A 25063-nucleotide genomic window follows, 5' to 3' on the forward strand; every position below is an offset into this window, starting at 1 on the left:
GAGAGAGAGGGAAATTAGTATGGCTTGGAACAAAATCGCACTCATAGGAGCAATGAATGAAGAAATTGAGCTGCTCGTTGCTCATATGACAGATATAACCGAAACGGTAAAAGCAGGCATTACCTTTCGAGAAGGTACTTATTTCGGTAAAAATGTCGTTGTCTGTCGCACAGGCGTTKGGAAAGTGAATGCTGCAGTAACCACGCAAATTCTAATTGATCAGTTCGGTGTAGAAGCAATTATCTTCACAGGTGTAGCTGGGGCCTTAGATCCTGAGTTGCAAATTGGCGATCTAGTTATTTCCACAGAGTGTGTACAGCACGATATGGACGTGACAGCACTAGGATTTCCACGCGGCGTCATTCCGTATGCTGAGAACTCAGTGTACACTGCTGATCGCAAACTCGTAGAGCTAGCCGTAGCTTCGGGAGAGAAATTGTTTGCAGGTAAAGTGAAGCAGGGTAGAGTGCTGTCCGGCGATCAATTCATTGCAAGCCGAGAAGTGGTAGCAAGTCTGTATCAAGAGTTGAACGGTGTTTGTGTGGAGATGGAAGGATCCTCCGTTGCTCAAGTATGTGCGATGAATGGCATACCTTATGTTATCTTGCGCTCCATGTCCGACAAAGCAGATGGTTCTGCGCATGTGAATTTCGCGGAGTTTACGGTGATTGCATCGGAGAATTCGTATAAAATGGTTGAAGATATGGTGAAGCACCTGTAAACAACTGCTGTCCATGAATAAAGCTCAGAGCATCGCCTAATTGGCGGTGATCTGAGCTTTTCTCATCTTCGAAACGATTTATTTCAAATACATCATCGCTAGTTCCTTGGTCTGTCGATTCTTCTCGGTGATCACCTGGCGCCTTGGGATCGGCGCCCAAGCTTCAACCGGGTCGAGCCACGTCTCCACTAGGGGGACGGGGCTCTTGCCCTGCCAGGCGTCTAGCCACGCCTGGGGCAGCCTCAGCTGGGGCTCCGCCTCCAGCTGACTCATCATCGCCTGCTCGCTCATGACGAGCCAGAGCAGGCTCCAAGCCCGCGGTACGACACGCCAGATGTCGTACCCGCCGCCCCCGAGCGCGACCCACCGACCTTCGCACCACTGGTGCGCAAGTCGATGGATAAGCTCGGGCATGGCCTTGTACACGCGCATGGAGCAATGTACATGCGCGAGCGGGTCGAAAGCATGGGCGTCGCACCCATGCTGCGAGATAATGACGTCCGGCTGGAAGCGGGCGATCAGCTCGGTTAGCACCTCGCTGAAACATTCCAGCCAAGAATCATCCTCGGTATAGGGCTCCACCGGGATGTTTACATTCGTTCCGAACGCGTCGCCTTCTCCGCGTTCGTTCACAGCCCCTGTGCCGGGGAATAAATATTTCCCCGTCTCATGAATGGACAACGTGCCGACCTGCGGGTCGGCGTAGAAACTCCACTGCACGCCATCGCCGTGGTGTACGTCTGTGTCGATGTAGAGCACCTTAGCGCCATACTTCTCTTTGGCATAAGCGATCGCCGCAGACGCGTCATTATAGACGCAGAAGCCTGCACCCTTGCTCTGCAGGGCATGGTGGAGGCCGCCGCCTAAATGTAGGGCATGAGGTGCTTGGCCGGACATAACGAGGTCTACGGCAAGGATAGAGCCGCCTACGACCTTCGCAGTGATGTCATGCATCCCTGGGAAGTAGGGCGTATCGTCTGTGTCGAGCCCGAAACGGGCCGCTTCACGCACCCAGCGTTCCTCAGGAGCAGGAACACTTAACGCTTTCACCGCCTCGATATAAGGAGCTGAATGCACCCGCAAGAGTTCTGCATCAGTCGCTGAGCGAGACGTAAGTACCGCATTGTCTGGAAGAGCGCCAGATTTACGTAGTAAATCGACGGTCATGATGAGACGATCCTGATTGAAGGGATGCGTATCATTAAATTTATATTGAATTTCTTGATCATCATAGATAAACACAGGTTCCGTAAACTTCATGTCCATTTCCAAATTCCCCCGAATTGGCTAACAATTTCGTTTGAAGATCTGCTGCTAACTGCATCTTATGGAGCTAATACATAAAGCGCTGCTGAAAACGCACGCGATCAAACTGCTCGACTGACGAGATAGGTACTTGCTTCCCGATCCTCACCATCAGACAATTGGCGGGATGTGAGCAAATTTCTGGATCATCAGTGGCAAACCAGACCATATCGATGCTTTTCATGAGCTTTTCCATCATTTGACGATATTCCCAAACGGTTAATTTACTCGTTTCCAAATMCCAATGCCAATAATATTCGGTAGTGAAGCAAATGACATTTTCCATTTGATCATCTTCAAATGCAAGCTGAATCATCTTTTTGCCTAAACCAATCGATCTGTAATCATCAGCGACCTCAATCGCGCCTAGTTCAATTAAATCCTTCATATTGCCTTGTGACCATCGCTCAATTTCATCTGCGTAATGGAATGTAACGTAACCGACAATGGTGGATCCATCTCTCGCAAGGATGATTCGTCCTTCAGGCAACCCGGCGATCTCGATGAGTGCTTCGAGTTGTTCTTTAGGCCTCCTGAAGGCGTCGAGTTTCGTGTGCATGGTGAGTTCCTGCAATTTTTCTGGTGAAACGGGACCCTCAATTATAATTTCAGGTTGATCGGGAGCAGTGCGCAAGCTTTGTGAGTGGTAGATTTTGATATGCTGCATAACTTTTGCTCTCCTTCTAAAAAACAGCATGATGGGCGTTTCCTTTACTAAAAATATAAGAGTTTATATGTTTCACAGAATTAGTTGGCTATATTTCTCCATAAATGCTTAACGTCCATGAAGGACGGCGTAGTCGTTTATTTTGGATTCATAGTAATTTTATACCAAACTTTGGTTTGAAATCATAGCAAAACTTAAACATAGGCGAAATATTCTGAGTATGTTATAATAGAACATGTCAAAAATCGATCACATTTTGCTCGAATTCATCAGTAAAGTGAAAGCGGTTTATTTCGTGAGGAGGGTTTTACGTTTATGGATCAAATGAAAGATGAACTCATTAAATCAGTATCCCTTAATCCAAACATGGCTAATTACGAACAAACACATGCGTCATTTGATTGGGCAGACATCGAGAAAAACTTCTCATGGTACGAGACAGGTAAAGTGAATATGGCCTATGAGGCCATTGACCGTCATGCGGAAGGCGGGAAGAAAGACAAAATTGCTTTATATTACAGCGACAGCTCACGTGATGAAGCAATTACTTTTGGACAAATGAAGGAAAGATCCAATCAGTTTGGTAATGTGCTTAGAAATCTAGGCATTGGCAAAGGTGAGCGAGTTTTCATTTTCATGCCGCGGACACCTGAACTGTATTATTCTTTACTGGGATCGCTCAAAGTAGGTGCGGTCGTTGGACCACTTTTTGAAGCGTTCATGGAAACTGCGGTTCGAGATCGTTTGGCAGATAGTGAAGCGGTTGCGATAATCACGACGCCTAGTCAATTATCACGTGTGCCGTATAGTGAACTTCCGCACCTTAAGCATGTGATCCTTGTAGGGGAGAACATTGAGCTTGGTGAAGGACAAGTTGATTATCATAAAGAAATGGCAAACGCTTCTACAGAGCTTGAGATTGAATGGTTGKGGCGTGAAGATGGATTAATTATTCATTATACATCCGGGTCAACTGGGAAACCGAAAGGCGTATTCCACGTTCAGAATGCGATGTTGCAGCACTATTATACGGGACAAATTGTCCTTGATTTGAAAGAAGATGACATCTATTGGTGTACCGCAGATCCAGGTTGGGTAACAGGGACTTCCTATGGGATCTTCGCTCCTTGGTTGAATGGTGCGACGAATGTAATCCGCGGAGGACGTTTCAGTCCACAGGATTGGTACAATACACTTCAGAAATATAAAGTAACCGTTTGGTACAGTGCGCCAACTGCTTTCCGTATGTTGATGGGGGCAGGCGATGATGTTTCTGCAAGCTATGATTTATCGGCACTTCGTCATGTATTGAGTGTTGGAGAACCATTGAACCCGGAAGTCGTTAGATGGGGTATGAAGGTCTATAATCAACGTATTCACGATACGTGGTGGATGACAGAGACAGGCGGACAGTTGATTTGTAACTATCCTTCTATGACGATTAAACCAGGCTCAATGGGTCGTCCAATTCCAGGTGTTGATGCTGCTATTATCGACGATGCGGGTAATATTCTGCCTCCGAATCGGATGGGGAACCTCGCGATCAAAACACCTTGGCCATCGATGATGCGTAAAATTTGGAACAACCCGTCCAAGTATGAAGAGTACTTCCGTTTGACAGGCTGGTACGTTTCCGGAGATTCCGCTTATCAAGATGAGGATGGTTACTTCTGGTTCCAAGGCCGTGTGGATGATGTTATCAACACAGCAGGTGAGCGCGTAGGTCCATTCGAAGTCGAAAGCAAGCTCGTTGAGCATCCAGCTGTTGCTGAAGCTGGGGTTATTGGGAAACCAGACCCTATGCGGGGAGAAATCATCAAAGCGTTTATCGCGTTGCGTGAAGGTTTTGTTGCTTCTGATGAACTGAAAGCTGAAATTTCTAAGTTCGTCAAGGAAGGTCTTTCTGCGCATGCGGCACCGCGTGAGATTGAATTCAAGGACAAGCTGCCCAAAACACGCAGTGGGAAGATCATGCGCCGTGTGCTTAAAGCATGGGAGCTTAACCTTCCGACAGGTGACTTATCGACAATTGAAGATTAATTAGGTTCATCCCAAGCTTTCTACGTACCCTCAGTGGTGCAGAGAAAGCTTTCTGTGCATCAAAAAAAAGAAGAACCTGGCTGCTGCCAGGTTCTTCTTCAATTACGCTTATTTATTATAAGCGATGGTGGCAGAGAATTTAGACTCTCCAGCTTCATTAATGGCTGTTATCTTATAATAACCATTGAAAGCTGCCGCGTAGTAATGGAATTCAGTTCCATTCTCAACGGTGCCTAGCTTCGTGTATGTGCCCTTTTCTTTATCACTAAAATACACGACATATTGTTTGACTTTGTCTTTGGCATCATTCGCTTTCCATGTTAGGACAAGAGAAGCTTCTTCAGCCTTTGCCTTGATGCCCGTAGGTGCAGAAGGAGCATCCTTGGATGCCGGCTTGCCCGTAGGAGTGCCAGCTCCTGTTCCTGTTCCACCATTCGTTGGTCCTGGTGATGGTGATGGTATGATAAGATCTTTCAGTGGATTGCCATTGCTATCGACACCAGGGATGATGAATGAATCTAGAGAGCTGCCATCCGTATAAGAGGACCGGCTTGGTGTGGATTCTTTACCTGCTACATCAACAGCAGTGACATAGTAGCCTGTTATAGCTGCTGTTTGAGGTTGATCAACAAACTTCGCTTCAGCACCTGCCATCACGACTTTTCCACCCATGAGCTGGAACTTGCCTTGATTATCTGAACGGTAAATGCGATAGCCTACGATATCTGCATCCGTGTTCGGTTGGAAGGTAATTGTCGCCGTATCACCTGATTTGACTGTCACGACGTTCTGAGGTGGTGGAGGTGCTTTCCCATCGTCAACCCTTGGATCAGCTTCGGAAGGAGCATCTACGTCATAATCAGTTGGTTTATAGAAATCGATAGGCTTTCTGCTTTTCTCAGGAAGCTTTTGCATCGCTTCATCGATTTCTTTTAATAATTGCGTGATTGATTTTTGTCRTTTAATCACGACTTTCTCTTGTACGAAATCAGCAGGTGTCGTTTCTTGAGCTACGTAATTGAGCCCATTAAGCGAGCTGATTTTCATTTTAACCATGACATTATCTGTTTGTGTTGGCAAATACTTTTTGTTGAAAATGTCGGTTACCAGATGCTCGGAGCTAGTCGTCAGTTCACTTGGAAGCATGCCGGATAAGCTGGAGACTGTTGATGAAACGATTCCATCTGGTTTTGCGAATGTTTTGTTCGGGAAAAGATCTGGTTTTTGCTCAATCGTTTTATTCAAGATGAGCGCCCAAATATCTTTTGCATGGTTGGTTTGGCCTGTTTTGGAAGACAGTTTATTAATCGGCTGATCATAACCGATCCATACACCGACTGTTACATCAGGGGTGAAGCCCATGAACCAAGCATCAGCATCATCCTGTGTGGAGCCTGTTTTTCCAGAGATCTCGATTTTGCCGTATGATTTGAATTTTTTCATGAGATCCGTAGCTGTCCCTTGGCTAGCATTGCTAATAACGGTTTTCATCATATCCGTTATTAGGTAAGCCGTTTGCGGCGAGTACGCCGTTTGGGGCTTCTGTTCATGAGCATAGATAGTTTTGCCATTCGAATCTTTAATTTCACGAATTAAGTACGGGGCATTAAACACGCCTTTATTCGGAATAGATGCATAGGCACCTGCTAGTTCCTTGACCGAGGTTCCCCGACTTAAACCACCTATAACACCAGTTTGTGCGACATTATCCTCTTTGGTAAGAGACGTAATACCTAGTTTCTTAGCGAAATCCCATGCTTGCGTAATGCCTACTTTATTGAGGAATATATCGATAGCTGGGATATTATAGGATTGATTTAAAGCTCTTCGGGCAGTCATCAGGCCATGGAATTTATGGTCCCAGTTCTCAGGCAAATGGAAGCCTTTAACTCCGTCCTTGAGAATGATTGGGATATCATCTACGATGGTGGCAGGCTGCAAGACCCCTTTTTCGAGTGCAGGGATATAAGCGGCAATTGGCTTCATTGTAGATCCGGGCTGTCTATAGGCTTGTGTAGCGTGATTCAATTGTTCATCGAAGAAGTCGCGGCCCTCAATCATTCCTTTGATGGCTCCCGTTTTGGAATCAATCATAATGGCACCTACCTGCTCAATGCCACCTTTTTTCTCATCCGTTGGTGCGAAATTCTTCTCATTGCTTGAAATTTCATGCATCGAATCATAAATCGTTTTATCAATTGTGGTGTAGATTTGATATCCGCCGCGTAATAGCTGTGTATGTATGTTCTTGAGCGCTTCATTATAAGCGGTCTGGTTCGTCTTCGGATCGAGCTCTGGATGTTGAAGTTTTAATAAAATTTCAGATGCTTCCTGCTCGGTCTCGATCATTAGATAAGGGTAGGTCGTATAAGCTTTTTGAGCTGCTGCCGGCATGGAAGCTTTGAGATCGAATTTCAAGGCATCTTGATATTGATCACTGGTAATTTTGTTTTCTTCCATCATTCGCTTTAATACTAACTGCTGTCGCGTTACCGCTTTTTTGAAACCATCCTCATCAAAAGCCGGCTTACTTGTAAAAGCCGAATATTGCGATGGAGATTGAGGTAATCCGGCTAAATACGCAGCTTGTGCAATATTCAATTTGGTTAAATCGTCGATATTGAACAGACCTTTGGCAGCGGCTTTAATGCCGTAGAGATTATAGCCAGTTGCCCCATTGCCGTATGGGATTTTGTTTAGGTAGGCTAGTAAAATTTCATCCTTCGACATGATGCGTTCCATCCGAAGTGCAAGCAGCAACTCTCTTGCTTTACGGCCGTCATCGCGATCTAGTGTGAGGAAAACACGTCTAGCTAGCTGTTGTGTGATTGTACTTCCGCCGGTTTGTACATCTTCATTCAGAAGCTTCTGAGTGACTGCACGGTAGAGACCACGGAAATCGATACCGCGGTGATTGTAGAAATCTTTGTCCTCAATTGCGAGGACTGCGTCTAACAAATTCTGTGGGATATCTTCAAGTTGTGCAAGACGTCGATCTTCTTCGGTTCGTAATTGTCCAATCACAGCATCATCATTGAAATAGGCGAATCCTGTGATGGCATTCTCTTGCATTTGTTGTCGAATCGAATCCTCGCTGCGGATTGGATCTTTTTTGACAAGTGCACTTACATATCCGAAAGCGGCGGATCCACCTAGCAGGCCAGCCAAAAACACACAAATAATGGCCCATTTTAATGAAATTCCAATTACTTTAAATGTCGTTCTTACCCAGGGGCGATTCCATTTCGCGAAAAAATTGCGCATAAGTTCCAATATCCTCCTTACATGAACCCTAATAGTATATCATAATTGCTCCTTTTGCGGTAATGCTGATGGGAGAAAGGCTCAGTTCTAGGTTTGACAAGCATCAGATTCCTGTGTTATAACAAGAACAAATGCGTTGATGGATCAGCAGTAGGTAGCTTGTGGATGCTTTCAGAGAGCCGGTGGAGGGTGCGAACCGGTACCTGCAGGTTAGTGAATTACGGTCTTGAGCAGTAAATGGGAACCTGCAGGAATGTGCCTGCACAAGTAGTTTTTACCGATTAAACCTCGTTACCGGTTCTTGAGTGAAAATAGCACGCCGTGCCTCGACTTTGGTTACCACAATAGAAAGTATAAGTTTTCGGCTTCCGAAAACGTCTTTCTATTTGGCGATAAAACCATCATCTAAACGCGGTCGCTCATCTTTGAATGGCCTCGATAGAGGTTTTCTCATAGATGTACGTAACTGCTGTTTTAATTAGGGTGGTACCGCGAGTTAAGTCTTCTCGTCCCTTTGGGATAAGAAGGCTTTTTTGTTTTTTCATTTCATAATAAAGGATGGTTGTACATGAGTATTCTGAAGGATTTAGAGTTTCGCGGTTTGCTGCATCAAATTACGGATAGAGAAGGTTTGGATAAAAAGCTGAGTGAAGAGCGGGTAGTCCTATACTGTGGCTTTGATCCGACAGCGGATAGCTTGCATATCGGCAGTTTGCTTCCCATTTTAACCTTGAGAAGATTCCAGCTTGCTGGACATGTTCCTTTAGCTTTGGTAGGCGGTGGAACGGGGCTGATTGGTGATCCGAGTGGTAAAGCGAATGAACGTACATTGAACGGCCCTGAAGTTGTTGAGGCATGGTCTCAAAGTATTAAAAATCAGCTCTCACGATTCCTTGATTTCTCAACTGAAATTGAAAACAGTGCTGAGTTAGTGAACAATTACGATTGGTTAGGCTCTCTGAATGTGATTGAATTCTTACGTGATGTTGGCAAAAACTTTACAGTGAACTACATGTTAGCTAAGGATTCTGTAGATTCACGTATTACGAAAGGAATTTCGTTTACAGAATTCAGTTACATGATTCTTCAATCCTATGATTTCTTGAAGTTAAATGAAACGAAGAACTGTTCTGTTCAAATTGGTGGAAGTGACCAATGGGGGAATATTACGGCTGGACTTGAGCTTATCGGCAAATCAACAACGGATCGCCGCGCTTTTGGTGTGACATTACCGCTTGTTACGAAGAGCGATGGGCAGAAGTTTGGTAAAACGGAAGGCGGAGCTATTTGGCTGGATGCAAGCAAAACTTCACCGTATCAGTTCTACCAATTTTGGTTAGGAACTGCTGACAATGATGTTATCCGATTCCTGAAATATTTCACGTTTGAATCCCAAGAAGAAATCGAACGACTTGAAGCTGAAGTTGTCGCACAGCCAGGGAAGAGAGAAGCTCAGAAAGTGCTGGCTCGCGAAGTTACGAAGCTTGTTCATGGGGGAGATGCGCTGGAGAGTGCGCTTAATATCACTTCTGCCTTATTCAGTGGGGATATTCAGTCACTATCACGTGTTGAAATTGAAGAAGCGTTCAAGGATGTACCTTCAACAACATTAGAGCAAGATGACGTTGCGTTGATTGATCTTCTTATTTCCGTGGGAGCAGCACCATCCAAACGCCAATCGCGTCAAGACATTGAAAGCGGAGCGGTCACAGTGAACGGCGTGAAGGTGACGGATCTGGAAGCAACGACGAAACAATTAGGTCGACTAGGTGATTCCTATCTCATTATTCGCCGCGGTAAGAAGAATTACTTCCTCGTCAAATTTGAATAAAGCTTAGGCAACAAAATAACCCCCTTAGGGAAATCCCTAAGGGGGTTGATTTTATTAACGGCTGTAGAACTCGACGATTTGTTTTTCGTCAATTTCTTGTGGAAGCTCGGAACGTTCTGGTAAACGGATGTATTTACCTTCTACGCTTGCGTCGTTAAACTCAAGGTAAGTTGGAAGGTAGTTACGGTTAGCAAGAGCTTCTTTCACAGTGGAAAGGCCTTTGCTTCTTTCACGAAGTGAAATCACATCACCAGTGGATACGATGTAAGAAGCGATGTCAACTTTTTTGCCGTTCACAGTAACGTGACCATGAGCAACGAGTTGACGTGCACCTGCACGGGAGTTGGAAAGACCAAGACGGTAAACCAAGTTGTCTAGGCGGCTTTCAAGCAATACCATGAAGTTTTCACCGGCAATACCTTTAAGCTTGGAAGCTTTGTCGAACAAGTTGCGGAATTGTTTCTCGTTCAAACCGTACATGTGACGAAGTTTTTGCTTCTCGTTCAATTGTACACCATAACCGCTCATTTTTTTGCGTTGTCCTGGGCCATGCTGACCTGGAGGGAATGGGCGTTTCAAGTCTTTACCGTTACCGCTCAAGGAAATACCAACACGACGGCTTAATTTGAATTTAGGTCCTGTATAACGTGACATATAGGGAAAACTCCTTCTCATGACAATTAGTTTGTAAATAGCATCTAGATGTCAGGGTGAAGACAAGTGCCCGATTTTGCTTACGAATCATAAAGTGATTCCCTGTCAAGAGTAGTTCAGCCGCTGTCTTGTCAGGAGCAAAAGCAGTGAGGGTGATCACAAATGGCATTCACCGAAATCATGGTGTTACTCGACTTCTAATTTTATTAAAAACAGGAGCAAGTGTCAAGTCTCTCATCGCAATAACGAGAGGAAAATATCGTGCAATAGATGTGAAAAAATAGTATGATAGGAGTAAGTGGTTTTTAAATTGGTACTTCAGGACTATTGTTAGAAAGTGAAGGAGAGCCTATGAGTGAACTTCGCAGTATACAAAAGCATAGCCGCACAGAACACTTTGATGTGTTTCTTCGGCAAGGCTTTATACTTTCTGGCAACTTTTCTTATGAGGGTTTGCAGGCAAACCCAAACTTACACCAAGTATTTGAAAACTGGAATCAGCAATTCGGTCCGAACATGCTGCCTTCGCAAACTGCGCTGTTGTGCGCAAACGAGCATCTGTGTGTAATTGATTCTTGTTCGAATGATACGCCTTCGATAGGCAACTACCTGCGATCAGGTAGTTCTTGGAAGGTTGCTGATCAAGGAGATAATCCGCTTGCTCGCTGTGAAAGTGCAGGTTATTTGCAATTGATTAATGGCGATGACTTGCACGTGAGAGAACTGAAAGCGTATTTGATTGCTGTTACGCCAGTTTTGGATAATCATGGTAAAGTTCAATTTTATTTAGGTCTTTTTACCCAATCTCGCATAAATATGGAAAATCTAGCACAGTTGCTATATAGTCTTGCACTTTCCTTTCAAAGTTCCATCCAAAATGTTGAAGAACGTAGAAAGTACGATCGTTTAAATAACCTTCATCATTTGAAGGAAATGGAATCTAAGAAGCACGTCATTCTTTTTGAAGCATCCAAGAAACTCCTTGCAAAGATTGATGTAGATTCTGTTTTGACAGAAGTTATTGATTGTCTGGGACGTGTATATCCCAACACGCGTGTAGATTTACTTCTTTCACAAGACAATGATTCAACGAATTTGTCCGTTAAGCCTTTGAACTTCCAACGGACAGAGTCCGATATTCGAACGCGAGCTTTTATGGAAGGTCAAGTCATCTTTGAGCCAACCCTAAGAGGGAGCGATTCAAGTTCGGGCAACATCGCGGCACCTTTATCAGGGAAACAAGGCGTGTATGGTGTTCTGTACATGGAGTTTACGGATGAACTCATTGATGCGTCGGATTTACAATTCATTTCGTTGTTAGCGGACTCTGCAGGTACAGCTTTTGAAAATGCGAAACTGTACGAGCAATCGAATCTGATGATTAACGAATTGCGACTCATTAATGAAATTACCAAGCAGCTTAATCAAAGTTTACGTCTAAATGAAATTTTCAATTCAGCGTCTAGTGAAATTTTAAGTATTTTTGGTGCTGATTATAGTTGTATCCTTCAAAACTCCAAAGATAACAATMAACTTATTGTTCAAGCTACGAACTTACCTGCCTTGTTTCATGAGACATTTACGCTTGATCAAGGTTTCTCAGGTCTGATTTACTCATCTAAAGAACCAATTATTATTTCCGACTATTGGAGTAATGATAAAGTGACTTCAAGTTTGATGCAGCGAACGAATTCTCGCTCACTTATTGGTTCGCCTATCCTTGTAAACGGTAACGTAGAAGKGGTAATCCTCATTGTACATCGTTTGCCCAACTTCTTCTCTTATGATAATTATAAGCTCTTGCAAGTGCTCTCAAGCCATATTGGACTAGCCATGACGAACGCCTCCTTGCATGCTGAAGTGAAACGAATGGTGATTACGGATAATTTAACTGGGCTCTATGCTCGGCATTATTTGGATGAACAAGCGAATTTGATGCAGAAGAAAGACTTCTGTGGGTCTCTAATTGTCGTTGATATTGATAATTTCAAGAAAGTGAATGACACTTATGGTCACCAAATTGGTGATAAGATTCTTATTCATGTCAGCCAGATCATCAAGTCCAGTATTAGAGAGATGGATATCGCGGCTAGATGGGGCGGAGAAGAGCTTGCTGTCTATTTGCCTCAAGTGTCTAAGGAACAGGCGATTCGGATTGCAGAGCGCATTCGGAGGCGTGTCATGGAAGAGACGCAGCCTCAAGTTACGGTGTCCTGCGGTGTATCGGACTGGAACTGGGAAGAGGATAAGATAAGTGTAGAATCACTCTTCTACCGAGCAGATATGGCTCTTTATCAAGCTAAACATAATGGCCGTAATCAAATTCAAATCGGTTGACGCATATTGGTGTTTGTCTTCGGACAGGCACTTTTTCTTTGTTAATCAGGCCGGTGAAGGGGAGATACAATTGTATGTATCCAGTTGAACGTATTTCTCTACCCAGTGAGCATGGAGTGAGGATGACGATCACCTGTTTGCTCTTCCTGAACCTGTTGTAACATGTTACAATGATTTGGTCTAAGGGAGGATGGTCGAATTTTGTCGGCATTTAAAAGTAAACGTACAGGACTGCTTATTTGTATTTTTATTGTGCTCGTTGGCTTGCTATATTTCTTCTTCTTTAATCCTATAGGCATTAAACTTGCACATAGTAATATGCGGCAATTGTCCGGACATTTAAGGGACATTGGCTGGCCCGGTAAAATTATTGGAATGAGTCTGATTTTCTTCCAAACCTTCTTTCCGTTTATTCCGTTTGTTCTCGTAGCGGGTACGAACGTTGCGATATTTGGAATAAAAATGGGGTTTCTTGTGAACTATGTGATGTCGTGCTTAGGAGCCGTTGCTTCCTTTTATTTTGCACGTTATTATGGACATGCCTGGGTAGAAAAGAAATTAGAGCGTTTTCCGATTGTTACGCAATTTAGCAAGCGGATGGAAAGGCACGGCTTTTTCTATGTACTAATCGGACGATTGATTCCGATATTGCCATCATCTGCCGTTAACTTCTCCGCAGGTTTAACTCGAATGAAATTTCGGCATTTCTTATGGGGCACACTACTGGGGAAACTCCCGATCGTATTCMTGGAGTCGATGATCGCGCATGATCTATTTCATTTTCAGCGGTATAAGGGGAGATTGCTCCTACTGCTCGGGATACTGGTCTTGTTAGTATTCCTAGGAAATAGTGTGAAGAGGGCACTAGCTCCAAAGGCGAAATAAAGGGCTTACATGGAGAATGCAGGAAATTTTGTAGTTGCTTTCCCTTCCTATTCCAAGTTATCATAGAGGAAGTAAGACGACCAACTCATTACGCGACTATAATGGAGGAATGAAATATGCCAAGTGCCAATAATGCAGCAATTGTTGAGATTTCACAAACAGCTAATAAATTCAGATCATCTATCGTTCTTCAATACGACAATAAGTATATCGATGTAAAAAGTATCCTTGGCTTGTTTACGACTCTACTTAGCTCCAGCAACTATGATTTGCACGTTCATGGACCGGATGCTGAAGAAGCGAAAACAGCGATGGCTGAAGTATTTGCGAAGCATAATTTAGGCGTAAACGTCGTTCAAGAGTAGTTTTGAATAGAGAGAAGGTATTCTCAGAATCTCTGAGGGTACCTTCTCTTGTATATTACGGCAATTTCGCTTAATATAGATCATATAAGGACGGATGACTTTGCGTATAGGGGGAAGTTGGGAATGTCTTCATCTGATTTATTGCTGGATATGAATCAAAAGGCGCTTAATCTTCTTCAAGAAGATGCAGATAAAATCGAAAAGCTGATCGAAGTTCAGATGGAAAATTTGACGACACGTCAATGTCCACTTTACGAAGAGGTATTAGATACGCAAATGTACGGACTATCGAGAGAAATTGATTTTGCCATTCGAGCGGGACTGATCTCCGAATTGCCAGGCAAACAAATTCTCAATAAGCTTGAACGTAATCTTGCGCAGCTGTATGAAGCGTTGAACAATAAAAAGTAACMCTGAAGGGTTACTTTTTTTGTTTGCATATAGGTATTTAGACTAAGAAGAACACGACACCAAGGATGATATAGACGAACAAGAGAAGAAGTCCTTCATACCAGTTCGTAGATCCATCTTGTGTGATGGATTTGGTTATGAAGACGGCGACGCCGATGGCTGCAATCTCATAGGTGGTAAAGACAATGTTCATTGGCGTACCACTGATGAAAAAGCTGAGTAGGATTAGTACTGGCGCGACGAATAGAGCGATTTGTAAGGAGCTTCCGACCGCAATTTCCACGGCTGCGCCCATTTTATTCTTCATGGCCATCATGACCGCGGCACTATGCTCAGCTGCATTCCCGATGATAGCGATTAGGAATGCACCGACAAATAGGTCGGACAGTCCGAATTTATTTTTAACTTCCTCAATGGTTCCTACTAACCACTCACTTGTAAAGGCAACCATTGCAGTCGCAACGATGAGGAATAGAATCGAGGTGCCTTTGGACCATGGAGCCTCACCATGTTCTATGGCTTCATCAGACAGCACACTTTTGTGGGTTACCATAGAGAAGAGGAGCCAGAGCAGATAAGCTACGATTAGGATAATAGCTACAATCATACTCATGGAGGAGGTTTCGTCAGTGGTCAAACCGCGGGAAAATAATGCGGGAATGAAGAGTGCGACAACACCTAGAATCATCAGTGAAGAGTTATGAGAAGCCAATTTAACGTTAAAGGATTGTTCTTTGAACTTTAAACCGCCTGCAAATATGCTGAGCCCAAGAACGAGCAACAAGTTCCCGATGATGGCACCAGTTAGACTGGCTTTGACAACTTCGAATAACCCATCTTTGACTAAGAAGAAAGCGATAATGAGCTCAGCCGCATTCCCGAAGGTGGCATTGAGAAACCCACCCATGCGGTCTCCTGCATAATGTGCAACACTTTCTGTTGCTTTTCCTAAGAAACCAGCCACAAAAACGATGGCGATACAAGCGATTACGAATTGCAGAGTTGTATTCTGGTGCGTATAATGCACGATTCCGGCTGCTATGAACGAAACTAACAAGCCTATGTAGAACAATTTTCCTTTCAATGGGAACCCTCCGACTCTAATATATTGGAAATTTTTACACTTCTTTTAATATACCTACTTTGCGTACCAATGTAAATTAAAATGGATACCAGCAGGCAGTTCTTGCTTTAAGCTATTGTTCTTATTACAATAGATTTATACCAAGTTTAGGGAGTGATCCGTATGTCCGAAGACAATCAAACCGGCTTAATTCGAATTTCTGATGACGTAGTATCGACCATTGCAGGGCTTGCCGCCTTGGAAACAGCAGGMATCGCGGGCATGTCAGGTGGTATTTCAGAAGGCTTAGCTAAGCGTTTAAGTGGTAAAAATGTGCAGCGTGGCGTTTCTGTTGAGGTAGGACAAGTTGAAGCAGCGATTGATTTACGTGTGATCGTTAAATATGGTTCCCGAATCCAAGATGTTTGCAGAGATCTCCAAGAGAACGTTCGGGAAGCTGTTGAAAATATGACGGGGTTAAATGTTGTGGAAGTCAATGTGAAAGTAGAAGGTGTCGCATTTACCGAAGAAGAAATTGAAGATCAGCTTCGAGTTAAATAAGACTCATAAAAAAAGACCCTATCGACGTTATATTATGTCGATAAGGGTCTCTTTTTATGGGTTTTCTGTGTTTTTTGTGTAGCTGGTAATTCTTTGTAGGATTGTTCACGAGAAATCCCGAGAATAATCCCCATGCTGATGAGAGAGACCATCATAGAGGAGCCGCCTGCTGAGATGAAGGGAAGCGTTACACCTGTAAGTGGAATGGTATTGGTGACGCCGCCGATATTAATAAAGGCTTGTATAGCGAACATGACCATGATTCCTACACCGGATAACATACCGAACATGTCGGGACAACGTACTGCAATGAGAATTCCTCGCCAAATGAAGATTAAATAGATGAGAAGGAAGAGAGAGCTGCCTATAAATCCAAGCTCCTCGCCTATAATAGCAAAGATGAAATCGTTATGTGCTTCCGGTAAATAGTGAAGCTTCTGAATACCTTGTCCGAATCCGGCGCCAGTTAGTCCGCCATGTCCGAATGCGTACAAGGATTGCACAACTTGTAAGCCTGAGCCTTGCGGGTCAGCGAACGGATCCATAAATGAAGTTATTCGATTGAGCCTAAAGTTGGAGTCAATATCGCCTAACAACAAGTATAAGAGGATTGCAATACCAAGAAAAATCGTAAGAATAGTTCCAAGATAAAAAATATGCTTGAGGTTAGACCCACCGACCATGATAACAATAGCTGAGCACGCTAGAAGAATCATACAGGAACCAAAATCAGGCTGTAAGAGGATCAAACTGCACACGAAGCCTACGATCAAGATGGCAGGGAGTAATCCTTTACGAAAACTTCTGAATTTCTCTTCTTTATTACTGATCAGCGAAGCTAAGTAGAGAATGACGATTAACTTGGCAAACTCAGTCGGTTGTATCCCGTATCTGCCAAGTGAGTACCAGCTGCTCGCCCCATTCGCTTTACTCGTAAAGACGACGAAGATTAAGCCAAGTACAATGAAGAAGAAAGCAGGGATAACGAGCTTCTTTAACTTCGTGTAATGGACATTCATGCAAAATAACATGCCAATGGTGCCGACCCCGACAGCAAAAATTTGCTTTCTCGTAAAGAACCAAGGGTCGTCCCACCGATAGGCACTAGTCATTGAACTTGCGCTGAACACCATAACTAGACCAAAACATACCAACACAAAGGTTAATAAGAGCAGCAGAAAATCCGGCGTTCCTCTTCGAGGGGGATTCATGCTGATTCCTCGCCTAGTCTGCTAATAATTGTTGCAGTTGGTCTAATTTTTGTTTGGAAATCTTAAGTACGTTTTCTGGAATTGGAGAATTATAGTCCAAGCCATGTGGGAACGTTTCTTTGCCTATGTAAGCTTCTTCTAGATATAATACGGCATAGGGAGATTCTAGCTTGCCTGTTTCAACGCGTGCATTTACACGTAAGAAGTACACAGCTTTGCTTGCTTTATCTTCCATTTTAAAATCGTATGTAGCACGGGTGTATTCCCATTGCCAGCGCACGAAACCAAGTTTAGTTGTTACTTCGTCTAAGTGAGCCAAATCGCTTTTTAGGCCTTTTAAGCCAGTTGCTTCAATAATCAATTTTAACGCCTCCATATTGTACGTTTGCATTCTTTTCTCATGATAGTATGTTTCTAATGGTTCTGCAAGTCGATTGCCATCTGTAAATTCTAATATTTGATGGCGCTTTAGAGATGAAACCGTGATTGATATTTGATAGAATAGGTTTCAAGAGATCATTTTAGATATATAGTTAGGTGATCACGCCTTAGGAGGTGGATGAACTTATGAATCATTATCATGAAGATCTCCAAGCCATTTATGAAGAAATGGTGGGTTGGAGACGTTATTTACATCAGCATCCTGAGCTATCCTACCATGAATATCAGACCGCAGAATTTGTAGCGAAGCATTTGCTAAGCTGGGATATTGAAGTGCGTACTGGCGTAGGCGGAAATGGTGTTGTTGGTTTGCTTCGCGGCAATGGCGAAGGACCGACGGTTGCTCTGCGTGCAGACATGGATGCTCTCCCCATTCAGGATGAGAAGAACTGTGACTATACATCAACTAAGAACGGGATTATGCATGCCTGTGGACATGATGCACATACATCAACTTTGCTTGGGATTGCCAAGGTTGCAAGCATGCATCGGACGGAGATCAAAGGGAATCTGGTTTTTCTATTCCAGCATGCTGAAGAAATTTCACCAGGTGGAGCTGACTCGATGATCAAAGACGGCGCTCTGGATGGTGTAGATGCTGTATTCGGCGTTCATTTATGGACACCGTTCCCTGTTGGTCATGTTTACACGCGATCTGGGCCTTTCATGGCCGCGCCAGATGAATTCACGATTCGCATCCAAGGCAAAGGCGGACATGGCGGGTTACCCCACCAAACGATTGACAGCGTGTACGTCGCCTCACAATTAGTCGTTAACTTGCAATCGATTGTGAGCCGCCAAGTTGACCCTGTTGAGCCTTGTGTGGTCAGTGTAGGCTCGTTCCATGGCGGGACTAGCTTCAATGTCATTGCTGAAACGAGTGTACTTAACGGAACTGTACGTACCTTCAATCCAGAATTAAGACAAGAAGTGAGAACACGCATGGAGAGAATCGTGCAGGCTACTTGTGACATGTCGCAAGCTACCTACGAGATGGATTATAAGCTAGGCTATCCGACCGTAATCAATGATGCGAATGAAGCAGCCCGTTTCTTTCAAGTTGGCGCGGCTTTGTTTGGTGAAGAGGCTGTACATGAATCCCCTCTTATTATGGCCGGAGAAGACTTTTCCTATTATTTGCAAGAGAAGCCGGGCTGCTTTATGTTCGTAGGTGCTGGTAATGTAGAAGCAGGCATTGTATATCCTCATCACCACCCGAAATTCGATATAGATGAAAGATCTATGCTGAACGCAGCGAATTTACTCCTGTCTATGGCCTTGGATTATATGGCATGAATGCCTTATGTGCTTTGGTGAATGCTAATGTAGCAATTATTTGTTGCCTTACATGACACCAAGGAGGATGATGAGAATGTCGGATAAATTAGTGAAGGACATCATGAGTAAAGACTGCGTGACGGTTACCTTACTGGATAATGTGTTCGAGATTGCTTTGAAAATGAAACAGCACGACATTGGATTTGTTGGGGTTCTCGACGGGGATACCTTCATAGGCGGTGTGACGGATCGGGATCTTGTTATTCGAGGCTATGCGGAAAAGCATTCAGGGTCAACGGCTGTAGAAACCGTCATGACGAAGGGGATGACCACCGTATCTCCTAATACGACTGTTGATGAAGCCGCTAAGATCATGGCACAGCACCAAATTAGGCGCTTACCCGTCATTGATAATGGGAAGCTTGTCGGTATTGTAGCGATTGGCGATTTGGCGATTAGAGGGAATTATGAAGATGAGGCTGGCGAAGCCTTAAGTCAAATTTCGAAAGAACGAACGCTTGTTGGAAGTCATTAAAGAAGTCGATTCTCATGTGAAAGCAGCTTTCCCGAATGGAGGGAGGGTTGCTTTTTTTCATATTCTCTTTACGAGGTGCATCCAAGTGAGCGATAATAATAACGAACTGGTGAAKGGGGTTCGTATAGAATAGATGAGCACGTTTGAAGAGAACGCTTCCATGGGATTTATCATTCTAGATTCAAACTGGCATTTTATATACGCAAACGACTATGGTGCAAGTATTTTAAATCGATCTCCTGAAGAACTTCTTGGCAAAATGGCGTGGGCAGAGTTCCCAGCTGCTATTCGGCATGCTTCCTACAGTTATTTTCATCAAGCTCGCAAAAGTGGTAAAGAAACTTCATTCAAAGAATATGTAAAACCATCCAATCAATGGATACATGTTAGTGCCTATCCCGTTGGTGAGAACTTACATATTGTTATTCGTAAAACAGAAATGCTTGCCAATCATTTTGCCATGGAAAAAGATATCTATCAAAAGTACACAAACTATGTTCAAGATCTCATTACATTGACATCAGAGGATGGCATTCTACTCTATGTATCGCCCTCGGTAAAAAACCTTCTTGGATTTGAACTGGAGGATATGTACGGTGCAAGCGTATTAGCTTTTTGTCACCCGGAAGATATCGATGGGTTGAAGAACATTTTTATCAACGAAAAAGAGTGTGCTACGAATGATCAAGGAATTGTAACCTGTCGTTTTCTTCACAAAAAGGGTTGGTATGTTTGGTTGGAAAATAAATTTAAGTGGTTATCGGACGAGCAAGGTAAACGTACTCAGAATTTAGGGATTTGGCGTGATATATCAGAACGTAAGATTGTTGAAGATCGGTTCGTACAGGCACAACGTTTAGGTCAATTCGGCAGCTTTGAACGAGATTTGGATGAAGATTCCATTGCATGGTCGGACGAAATGTTCCGAATACATGGGCTAGAACCTGCTTTAAGAATAGATTTGTGTAAAGCGATGGAGCCCATATTCGTAGATGACCGTGAGAAAGTAGCACTCGCGATTAAGCAAGCCATACTGGTTGGAATGTCGGATATAGAATACAAGATTACACGACAGGATGGCGATATCCGTCATTTGCGTTCCCAAATTGAACGAGTGGTTCTAGATGGGGGGCGAATGGCCGTACGTGGATTGGTTCATGATATTACCATTCACAAACGAGTTGAGCATGAGTTGATCCAAAGTAAAGCTAAATTGGAAATTGCTCAAGAAATAGCAGGTTTGGGTCATTATGAGTGGGATACAATTAATAACATGGTGTATGTATCAGATGAATTGAACGCGTTATTTGGTTGCAAAGATGCGGTCCAAACGTTGCCTATTGAGGTACTTCATGAAAGTATACACCCTGAGGATAATTTAAGAATGAAGATGGCCATAAAAAAAGCCTTACATGAAGGGACAATGGATCTCATTTTTAGAGTCGTAGTTAGAGACGAGGTGCGCATTCTGCATACCTTAGCCAAGACTACGTATGATGAGTGGGGAAGAGCGCTGTGTTTATTCGGCACAGTTCAGGATATTACAGTTCAAAAACAGACGGAGGAGTTGCTTCGTAAAACGGAGAAATTGCATGTAGCTGGCCAATTGGCTGCTGGTATTGCTCATGAGATTCGTAATCCGTTGACGGCGCTTAAGGGCTTCGTGAAGCTGATGTGCCACGCCAATGAAGAAAGTAAAATGCGCTATTATCATATCATGCAAGAAGAGTTTAATCGGATTGAGTTGATTCTCGGAGAATTGCTCATTCTTGCCAAGCCGCAAGCCGTTGCTTACATGCCGCATGACCCTGTAACGATACTTGAAGAAGTGATACAGCTCTTAAATACGGAAGCCATCATGAATAATGTTGAAATTATGCTGATTGCCAATACGATTCTTTCATCTGTCAATTGTGAGCGTAATCAAATCAAGCAAGTTTTTGTCAACGTGATCAAAAATGCGATTGAAGCGATGCCAACTGGCGGCATATTGACTATTACAGCACAAAATCAAGCTAACGGCGTCAACCTGCAGTTTGTGGATCAAGGCCAAGGTATTTCAGAGGATAGACTGCCGCGGATAGGTGAACCCTTTTACACGACAAAGGAAAAAGGGACAGGGCTTGGTATGATGGTGAGTTTTACAATCATTGAAGAGCACCACGGTGTGATCCGATATCAAAGTAAGCTAGGCGTTGGAACGACGGTCAGTATTCAATTACCGTCATCTGTACAGTAAACTTGGTCTCAAACGTGTGTAACTGTCAAAGTTCGCAATAAGGTAGTCAATCTGCGACAAGATGCCTCCTCTTAAATATGCTAAAGTGAAAACGTGCTTAATAATTGTGAATCTGACAAGAAAAAGGTGACGTACAGTGGAGAAAGTAAGGATTGGTATCGTTGGTCTAGGTAACATGGGAACTGGACATGCCAAATATTTAGTGAATAATGAAGTCAAAGGCGGCGTTCTTACCGCTATTTGTGAACCGCGAGCAGATCGTCTAGAGTGGGCAAAGGAAAATCTTGGTGAAGGTGTCAAGCTATTTGATAATCTTGATGATTTTCTGGCTTCTGGCTTGATTGATGGGGTTTTGATCGCAACGCCTCACTATGATCACCCTGAAACAGCTGTACGCGCTTTCCAAGCAGGCATGCATGTTATTTGTGAAAAGCCGGCTGGCGTGTATACCAAACAAGTGCGTCAAATGAATGAAGCAGCAGAAGCTTCAGGTAAAGTATTCAGCATGATGTACAATCAACGTACAAATCCTCTATATAAAAAATTAAAGGATCTGGTTTCTTCTGGTGAACTAGGTGAGATTCGCAGAACGAACTGGATTATTACCAATTGGTATAGATCACAAAGCTATTACGATTCAGGCGGCTGGCGTGCAACTTGGGCTGGAGAAGGCGGCGGTGTACTTATTAACCAAGATCCGCATCAACTTGACCTATGGCAGTGGACGATTGATATGATGCCGAAGCGTGTTCGTGCATTCTGTTATTTCGGGAAGCACCGCAATATCGAAGTTGAAGATGATGTAACGGCATTCGTTGAGTATGAAAATGGCGCAACAGGCTTGTTCGTGACGACAACAGGGGAAGCACCTGGGACGAATCGATTCGAGTTGTCCGGGGACCGAGGTAAAATCGTCATTGAAGATGGCAAGTTGACGTTCTGGCGTTTGCGCGTTTCCGAAAGAGAATTCAATGAAACGTACAAAGGCGGCTTTGGTCAACCGGAATGTTGGAAATGTGAAATCCCAGTTGAAGGTAAAGAAACGGGCCACATGGGGATCACACAGAACTTTGTTGATGCCATTCTTCATGGTACACCATTGATTGCTCCAGGAGCGGAAGGCATTAAAGGCTTAATGATTTCCAATGCGATCATGCTCTCAACATTCACGGACAACTGGGTTGATTTGCCGATCGACGAAGATCTTTTTGAACAGCATTTACAAGAGAAAATCAAAAATTCCAAATCAAGTAAAGAAGCAGGCTCCTTTAAAACACTTGATGTCTAAGATCATGGGGGAAAATCGATATGCAAAAAAATGATGGCATGAATTATGCGCCAAAAGGGAAACCGAACCTTGTTGTTCAAAAAGGGGAGTTTACCTTTGCAGTAATTGCGTTGGATCATGGTCATATTTATGGCATGAGTAACGGACTTCTAGAAGCCGGCGCTGAACTTAAATGGGTGTACGATCAAGACCCAGCGAAAGTAGCGGCATTTGTCGCGAAGTTTCCTCAGGCTCAGATTGCTGCTTCTGAAGATGAGATTCTTCATGATCCAGAAGTGAAGCTTGTCGCTTCCGCAGCTGTACCTTCAGAGCGTGGTCCTCTCGGGATTCGTGTGATGGAGCATGGCAAGGACTATTTCACAGATAAAACACCATTTACTTCCCTGGATCAGCTTGCTGCGGCGAAGGCCGTAGTTGAAACAACAGGACGTAAGTATGCTGTTTACTATAGTGAGCGACTTCACGTGGAAAGTGCGGTTTTCGCGGGTCAATTGATTGAAGAAGGCGCGATTGGTCGCGTGGTTCAAGTGATTGGCTTAGGACCTCACCGTTTGAATGCCTCAAGCCGTCCGGATTGGTTTTTCGAGAAGGATAAATATGGCGGTATTCTATGTGATATCGGCAGCCATCAAATCGAGCAGTTCCTCTTCTATTCGGGCTGTAAAGATGCGACAGTCGTTAGCAGTAAAGTAGCGAACTATCATGCGAAGGATTATCCGGAGCTAGAGGATTTCGGCGATGCGACACTGATTGGGGACAATGGGGCAACGAATTATTTCCGTGTAGACTGGCTGACACCTAATGGCTTAGGAACATGGGGAGACGGGCGCACATTGATTCTTGGAACTGAGGGTTATATCGAGCTGCGTAAATATATTGATATTGCTCGTGATCCGCAGGGGGATCAGTTGTATCTAGTCAACCAACAAGGAGAAAAGCACTACAGTCTGCATGGACAAGTAGGCTTTCCTTTCTTCGGTCAGTTGATTCTGGATTGCATTCATCGTACAGAAAATGCGATGACACAAGCGCATACATTCAAAGCGGCTGAATTGTGCTTGATTGCCCAAGAGAAAGCCGTTCGTGTGGAGTAGTTTCACACATCAGCTGGATGAAGTTTGTCAAGGGTACAGATAATTGTCTTTTGGCATGATAGCATAATTGCACATTCAATTTAAAATTCGGGTAGTTCAGCGGTAATATCGCTAACTGCCCGTTTTGTGTTTCCGTTGTTACGGTCGTTCTTGGTAGTAAGCAAAGGCCGAGCCCGTGCATAGCGCATTTTTTGATCGTTTCATAGTTGTTAATCTCATAGGTGAGTGTATACTGCACATTATGTTTACGCAGCATCGTTTCAAATAATTTCCGACAACGTCCTCCTGATATGGACATCAGAATTTCAGCGCCATTAAGATCCTCCGGTATAATAGCCGATTTCGCGGCTAAGGGGTGATCAGGTGCTGCCACAATGACAAATTCCTCTTCCTGTATCGTCCGATAGATTAAATCAGGATCGCTGAGTTCCTTGTCGACGATGAACCCTAAATCGCATTCGCCTGCCTTCAGCGCACGGGACGTATCATTTTCCATTAATTCATTGATGGTGATTGTAATGTTTGGAAAGCACTTTTTGAAAGCACCGAGAAACGGCGGCAGCATGTAGGAGAAGAGCGTTGTTTCGTGTGTGCCAATCATAAAGCTTCCTGTCGTTTGACCAGCTACATTGATTTTGGATTCCTCATATAATTTCAAAATTTTCGCTGCATATCGCAGTAAAATGTCCCCCGCAGGCGTAGGTCTCATCTTTTTATCGATCCGCTCGAAGATTTCAACCCCGTATTCGATCTCTAGTTTTTGAATTTGGGAGGTCACACTAGACTGAGCGTAGCCCAATTTTTCGGAAGCCTTCGTAAAGTTTTGCCATTTCGCTACTTCGAGCAGTGTTTTATATAAGGTAAGATCCATCT

At 43.8% G+C, this 25063-nt stretch carries 21 protein-coding genes and 1 other annotated feature; of the genes, 13 read left to right on the forward strand and 8 right to left on the reverse strand.

The features are described from left to right. Positions 1-19 precede the first annotated feature (19 nt). Positions 20-721, forward strand: a complete 702-nt coding sequence (locus tag AB4114_RS14545) for a 5'-methylthioadenosine/adenosylhomocysteine nucleosidase (RefSeq protein ID WP_441989080.1) — start codon at positions 20-22, stop codon at positions 719-721. Between the two features lie 78 nt (positions 722-799). On the opposite strand, the gene AB4114_RS14550 is transcribed toward AB4114_RS14545, so the two are convergent. Together AB4114_RS14550 and AB4114_RS14555 are read right to left on the reverse strand one after the other, a co-directional pair. Further along, on the reverse strand, positions 800-1981 hold the full coding sequence (locus AB4114_RS14550; RefSeq protein WP_441989127.1) for an acetoin utilization protein AcuC: 1182 nt from the start codon (positions 1979-1981) through the stop codon (positions 800-802). 73 nt (positions 1982-2054) lie between these two features. Then, entirely contained in the window at positions 2055-2693 is a 639-nt protein-coding gene (locus AB4114_RS14555; RefSeq protein WP_441989081.1) for a GNAT family N-acetyltransferase, read from the reverse strand. 315 nt (positions 2694-3008) lie between these two features. Here AB4114_RS14555 and acsA point away from each other — a divergent pair, with 315 nt between their 5' ends. Beyond that, complete coding sequence (acsA, locus tag AB4114_RS14560) at positions 3009-4733, forward strand: acetate--CoA ligase (RefSeq protein WP_441989082.1); 1725 nt, start codon at positions 3009-3011, stop codon at positions 4731-4733. A gap of 108 nt (positions 4734-4841) precedes the next feature. On the opposite strand, the gene AB4114_RS14565 is transcribed toward acsA, so the two are convergent. After that, positions 4842-7997, reverse strand: a complete 3156-nt coding sequence (locus tag AB4114_RS14565) for a transglycosylase domain-containing protein (RefSeq protein ID WP_441989083.1) — start codon at positions 7995-7997, stop codon at positions 4842-4844. 127 nt (positions 7998-8124) lie between these two features. Beyond that, positions 8125-8514: a binding site (T-box leader), on the forward strand. Positions 8515-8565: 51 nt separating this feature from the next. On the opposite strand from AB4114_RS14565, the gene tyrS reads away from it, so the two are divergent. Then, positions 8566-9828: a tyrosine--tRNA ligase gene (gene tyrS / locus AB4114_RS14570; protein ID WP_441989084.1), complete on the forward strand. Its 1263-nt coding sequence runs from the start codon at positions 8566-8568 to the stop codon at positions 9826-9828. Positions 9829-9882: 54 nt separating this feature from the next. Here the strand turns inward: tyrS and rpsD are convergent, their stop codons facing one another. Next, a complete protein-coding gene (gene rpsD / locus AB4114_RS14575; RefSeq protein WP_056612460.1) occupies positions 9883-10482 on the reverse strand; it encodes a 30S ribosomal protein S4 in 600 nt (199 codons plus the stop codon). Between the two features lie 351 nt (positions 10483-10833). Here rpsD and AB4114_RS14580 point away from each other — a divergent pair, with 351 nt between their 5' ends. The 4 genes from AB4114_RS14580 (at position 10834) to AB4114_RS14595 (ending at position 14480) form a co-directional block, all read left to right on the forward strand. Beyond that, positions 10834-12819 carry a diguanylate cyclase gene (locus tag AB4114_RS14580; protein WP_441989085.1) on the forward strand — a complete coding sequence of 662 codons (1986 nt, stop codon included), beginning with the start codon at positions 10834-10836 and terminating at the stop codon, positions 12817-12819. A 201-nt stretch (positions 12820-13020) separates the two neighbouring features. Next, positions 13021-13704, forward strand: coding sequence for a TVP38/TMEM64 family protein (locus AB4114_RS14585; RefSeq protein WP_441989086.1), 684 nt, complete (start codon positions 13021-13023; stop codon positions 13702-13704). 116 nt (positions 13705-13820) lie between these two features. Next, entirely contained in the window at positions 13821-14069 is a 249-nt protein-coding gene (locus AB4114_RS14590) for an HPr family phosphocarrier protein (protein ID WP_056612449.1), read from the forward strand. A gap of 123 nt (positions 14070-14192) precedes the next feature. Continuing rightward, a complete protein-coding gene (locus AB4114_RS14595; RefSeq protein ID WP_056612445.1) occupies positions 14193-14480 on the forward strand; it encodes a YlaN family protein in 288 nt (95 codons plus the stop codon). A gap of 37 nt (positions 14481-14517) precedes the next feature. Here the strand turns inward: AB4114_RS14595 and cax are convergent, their stop codons facing one another. Further along, positions 14518-15564, reverse strand: coding sequence for a calcium/proton exchanger (cax, locus tag AB4114_RS14600; RefSeq protein ID WP_441989087.1), 1047 nt, complete (start codon positions 15562-15564; stop codon positions 14518-14520). 162 nt (positions 15565-15726) lie between these two features. On the opposite strand from cax, the gene AB4114_RS14605 reads away from it, so the two are divergent. Continuing rightward, the gene (locus tag AB4114_RS14605) at positions 15727-16104 is read left to right on the forward strand and encodes an Asp23/Gls24 family envelope stress response protein (protein ID WP_056612440.1); all 378 of its coding nucleotides are present in this window, start codon (positions 15727-15729) and stop codon (positions 16102-16104) included. Positions 16105-16136: 32 nt separating this feature from the next. Here AB4114_RS14605 and ftsW read toward each other — a convergent pair whose 3' ends face one another. Further along, positions 16137-17315 carry a putative lipid II flippase FtsW gene (gene ftsW / locus AB4114_RS14610; protein WP_441989088.1) on the reverse strand — a complete coding sequence of 393 codons (1179 nt, stop codon included), beginning with the start codon at positions 17313-17315 and terminating at the stop codon, positions 16137-16139. Between the two features lie 13 nt (positions 17316-17328). Then, on the reverse strand, positions 17329-17676 hold the full coding sequence (locus AB4114_RS14615) for a YugN family protein (RefSeq protein WP_056612435.1): 348 nt from the start codon (positions 17674-17676) through the stop codon (positions 17329-17331). A 206-nt stretch (positions 17677-17882) separates the two neighbouring features. Here AB4114_RS14615 and AB4114_RS14620 point away from each other — a divergent pair, with 206 nt between their 5' ends. From AB4114_RS14620 to AB4114_RS14640, 5 genes are all read left to right on the forward strand, one after another. Next, entirely contained in the window at positions 17883-19052 is a 1170-nt protein-coding gene (locus tag AB4114_RS14620) for a M20 family metallopeptidase (RefSeq protein WP_441989089.1), read from the forward strand. Between the two features lie 76 nt (positions 19053-19128). Continuing rightward, entirely contained in the window at positions 19129-19569 is a 441-nt protein-coding gene (locus AB4114_RS14625; protein WP_441989090.1) for a CBS domain-containing protein, read from the forward strand. Positions 19570-19702: 133 nt separating this feature from the next. Next, positions 19703-21808, forward strand: a complete 2106-nt coding sequence (locus AB4114_RS14630) for a PAS domain S-box protein (protein WP_441989091.1) — start codon at positions 19703-19705, stop codon at positions 21806-21808. A gap of 136 nt (positions 21809-21944) precedes the next feature. Further along, entirely contained in the window at positions 21945-23096 is a 1152-nt protein-coding gene (locus AB4114_RS14635) for a Gfo/Idh/MocA family protein (RefSeq protein WP_171635509.1), read from the forward strand. 20 nt (positions 23097-23116) lie between these two features. Next, positions 23117-24190 carry a Gfo/Idh/MocA family protein gene (locus AB4114_RS14640; RefSeq protein WP_441989092.1) on the forward strand — a complete coding sequence of 358 codons (1074 nt, stop codon included), beginning with the start codon at positions 23117-23119 and terminating at the stop codon, positions 24188-24190. Here AB4114_RS14640 and AB4114_RS14645 read toward each other — a convergent pair. After that, positions 24135-25061 carry a LysR family transcriptional regulator gene (locus AB4114_RS14645; RefSeq protein ID WP_441989093.1) on the reverse strand — a complete coding sequence of 309 codons (927 nt, stop codon included), beginning with the start codon at positions 25059-25061 and terminating at the stop codon, positions 24135-24137. The two genes, AB4114_RS14640 and AB4114_RS14645, sit on opposite strands and share 56 nt — an antisense overlap. Between the last annotated feature and the right edge of the window lie 2 nt (positions 25062-25063).

It is taken from the genome of Paenibacillus sp. 2RAB27 (assembly GCF_052115445.1).
In the GTDB taxonomy this organism is placed as follows: Bacteria; Bacillota; Bacilli; order Paenibacillales; family NBRC-103111; genus Paenibacillus_E.

What these genes read in the sequence shown, in the direction of transcription:
- ftsW (WP_441989088.1), bottom strand. Translation starts at nt 17,315, where the DNA reads ATGAATCCCCCTCGAAGAGGAACGCCGGATTTTCTGCTGCTCTTATTA.
- rpsD (WP_056612460.1), bottom strand. Translation starts at nt 10,482, where the DNA reads ATGTCACGTTATACAGGACCTAAATTCAAATTAAGCCGTCGTGTTGGT.
- AB4114_RS14590 (WP_056612449.1), top strand. Translation starts at nt 13,821, where the DNA reads ATGCCAAGTGCCAATAATGCAGCAATTGTTGAGATTTCACAAACAGCT.
- AB4114_RS14630 (WP_441989091.1), top strand. Translation starts at nt 19,703, where the DNA reads ATGAGCACGTTTGAAGAGAACGCTTCCATGGGATTTATCATTCTAGAT.
- AB4114_RS14595 (WP_056612445.1), top strand. Translation starts at nt 14,193, where the DNA reads ATGTCTTCATCTGATTTATTGCTGGATATGAATCAAAAGGCGCTTAAT.
- AB4114_RS14645 (WP_441989093.1), bottom strand. Translation starts at nt 25,061, where the DNA reads ATGGATCTTACCTTATATAAAACACTGCTCGAAGTAGCGAAATGGCAA.
- AB4114_RS14625 (WP_441989090.1), top strand. Translation starts at nt 19,129, where the DNA reads ATGTCGGATAAATTAGTGAAGGACATCATGAGTAAAGACTGCGTGACG.
- AB4114_RS14620 (WP_441989089.1), top strand. Translation starts at nt 17,883, where the DNA reads ATGAATCATTATCATGAAGATCTCCAAGCCATTTATGAAGAAATGGTG.
- AB4114_RS14550 (WP_441989127.1), bottom strand. Translation starts at nt 1,981, where the DNA reads ATGAAGTTTACGGAACCTGTGTTTATCTATGATGATCAAGAAATTCAA.
- tyrS (WP_441989084.1), top strand. Translation starts at nt 8,566, where the DNA reads ATGAGTATTCTGAAGGATTTAGAGTTTCGCGGTTTGCTGCATCAAATT.
- AB4114_RS14640 (WP_441989092.1), top strand. Translation starts at nt 23,117, where the DNA reads ATGCAAAAAAATGATGGCATGAATTATGCGCCAAAAGGGAAACCGAAC.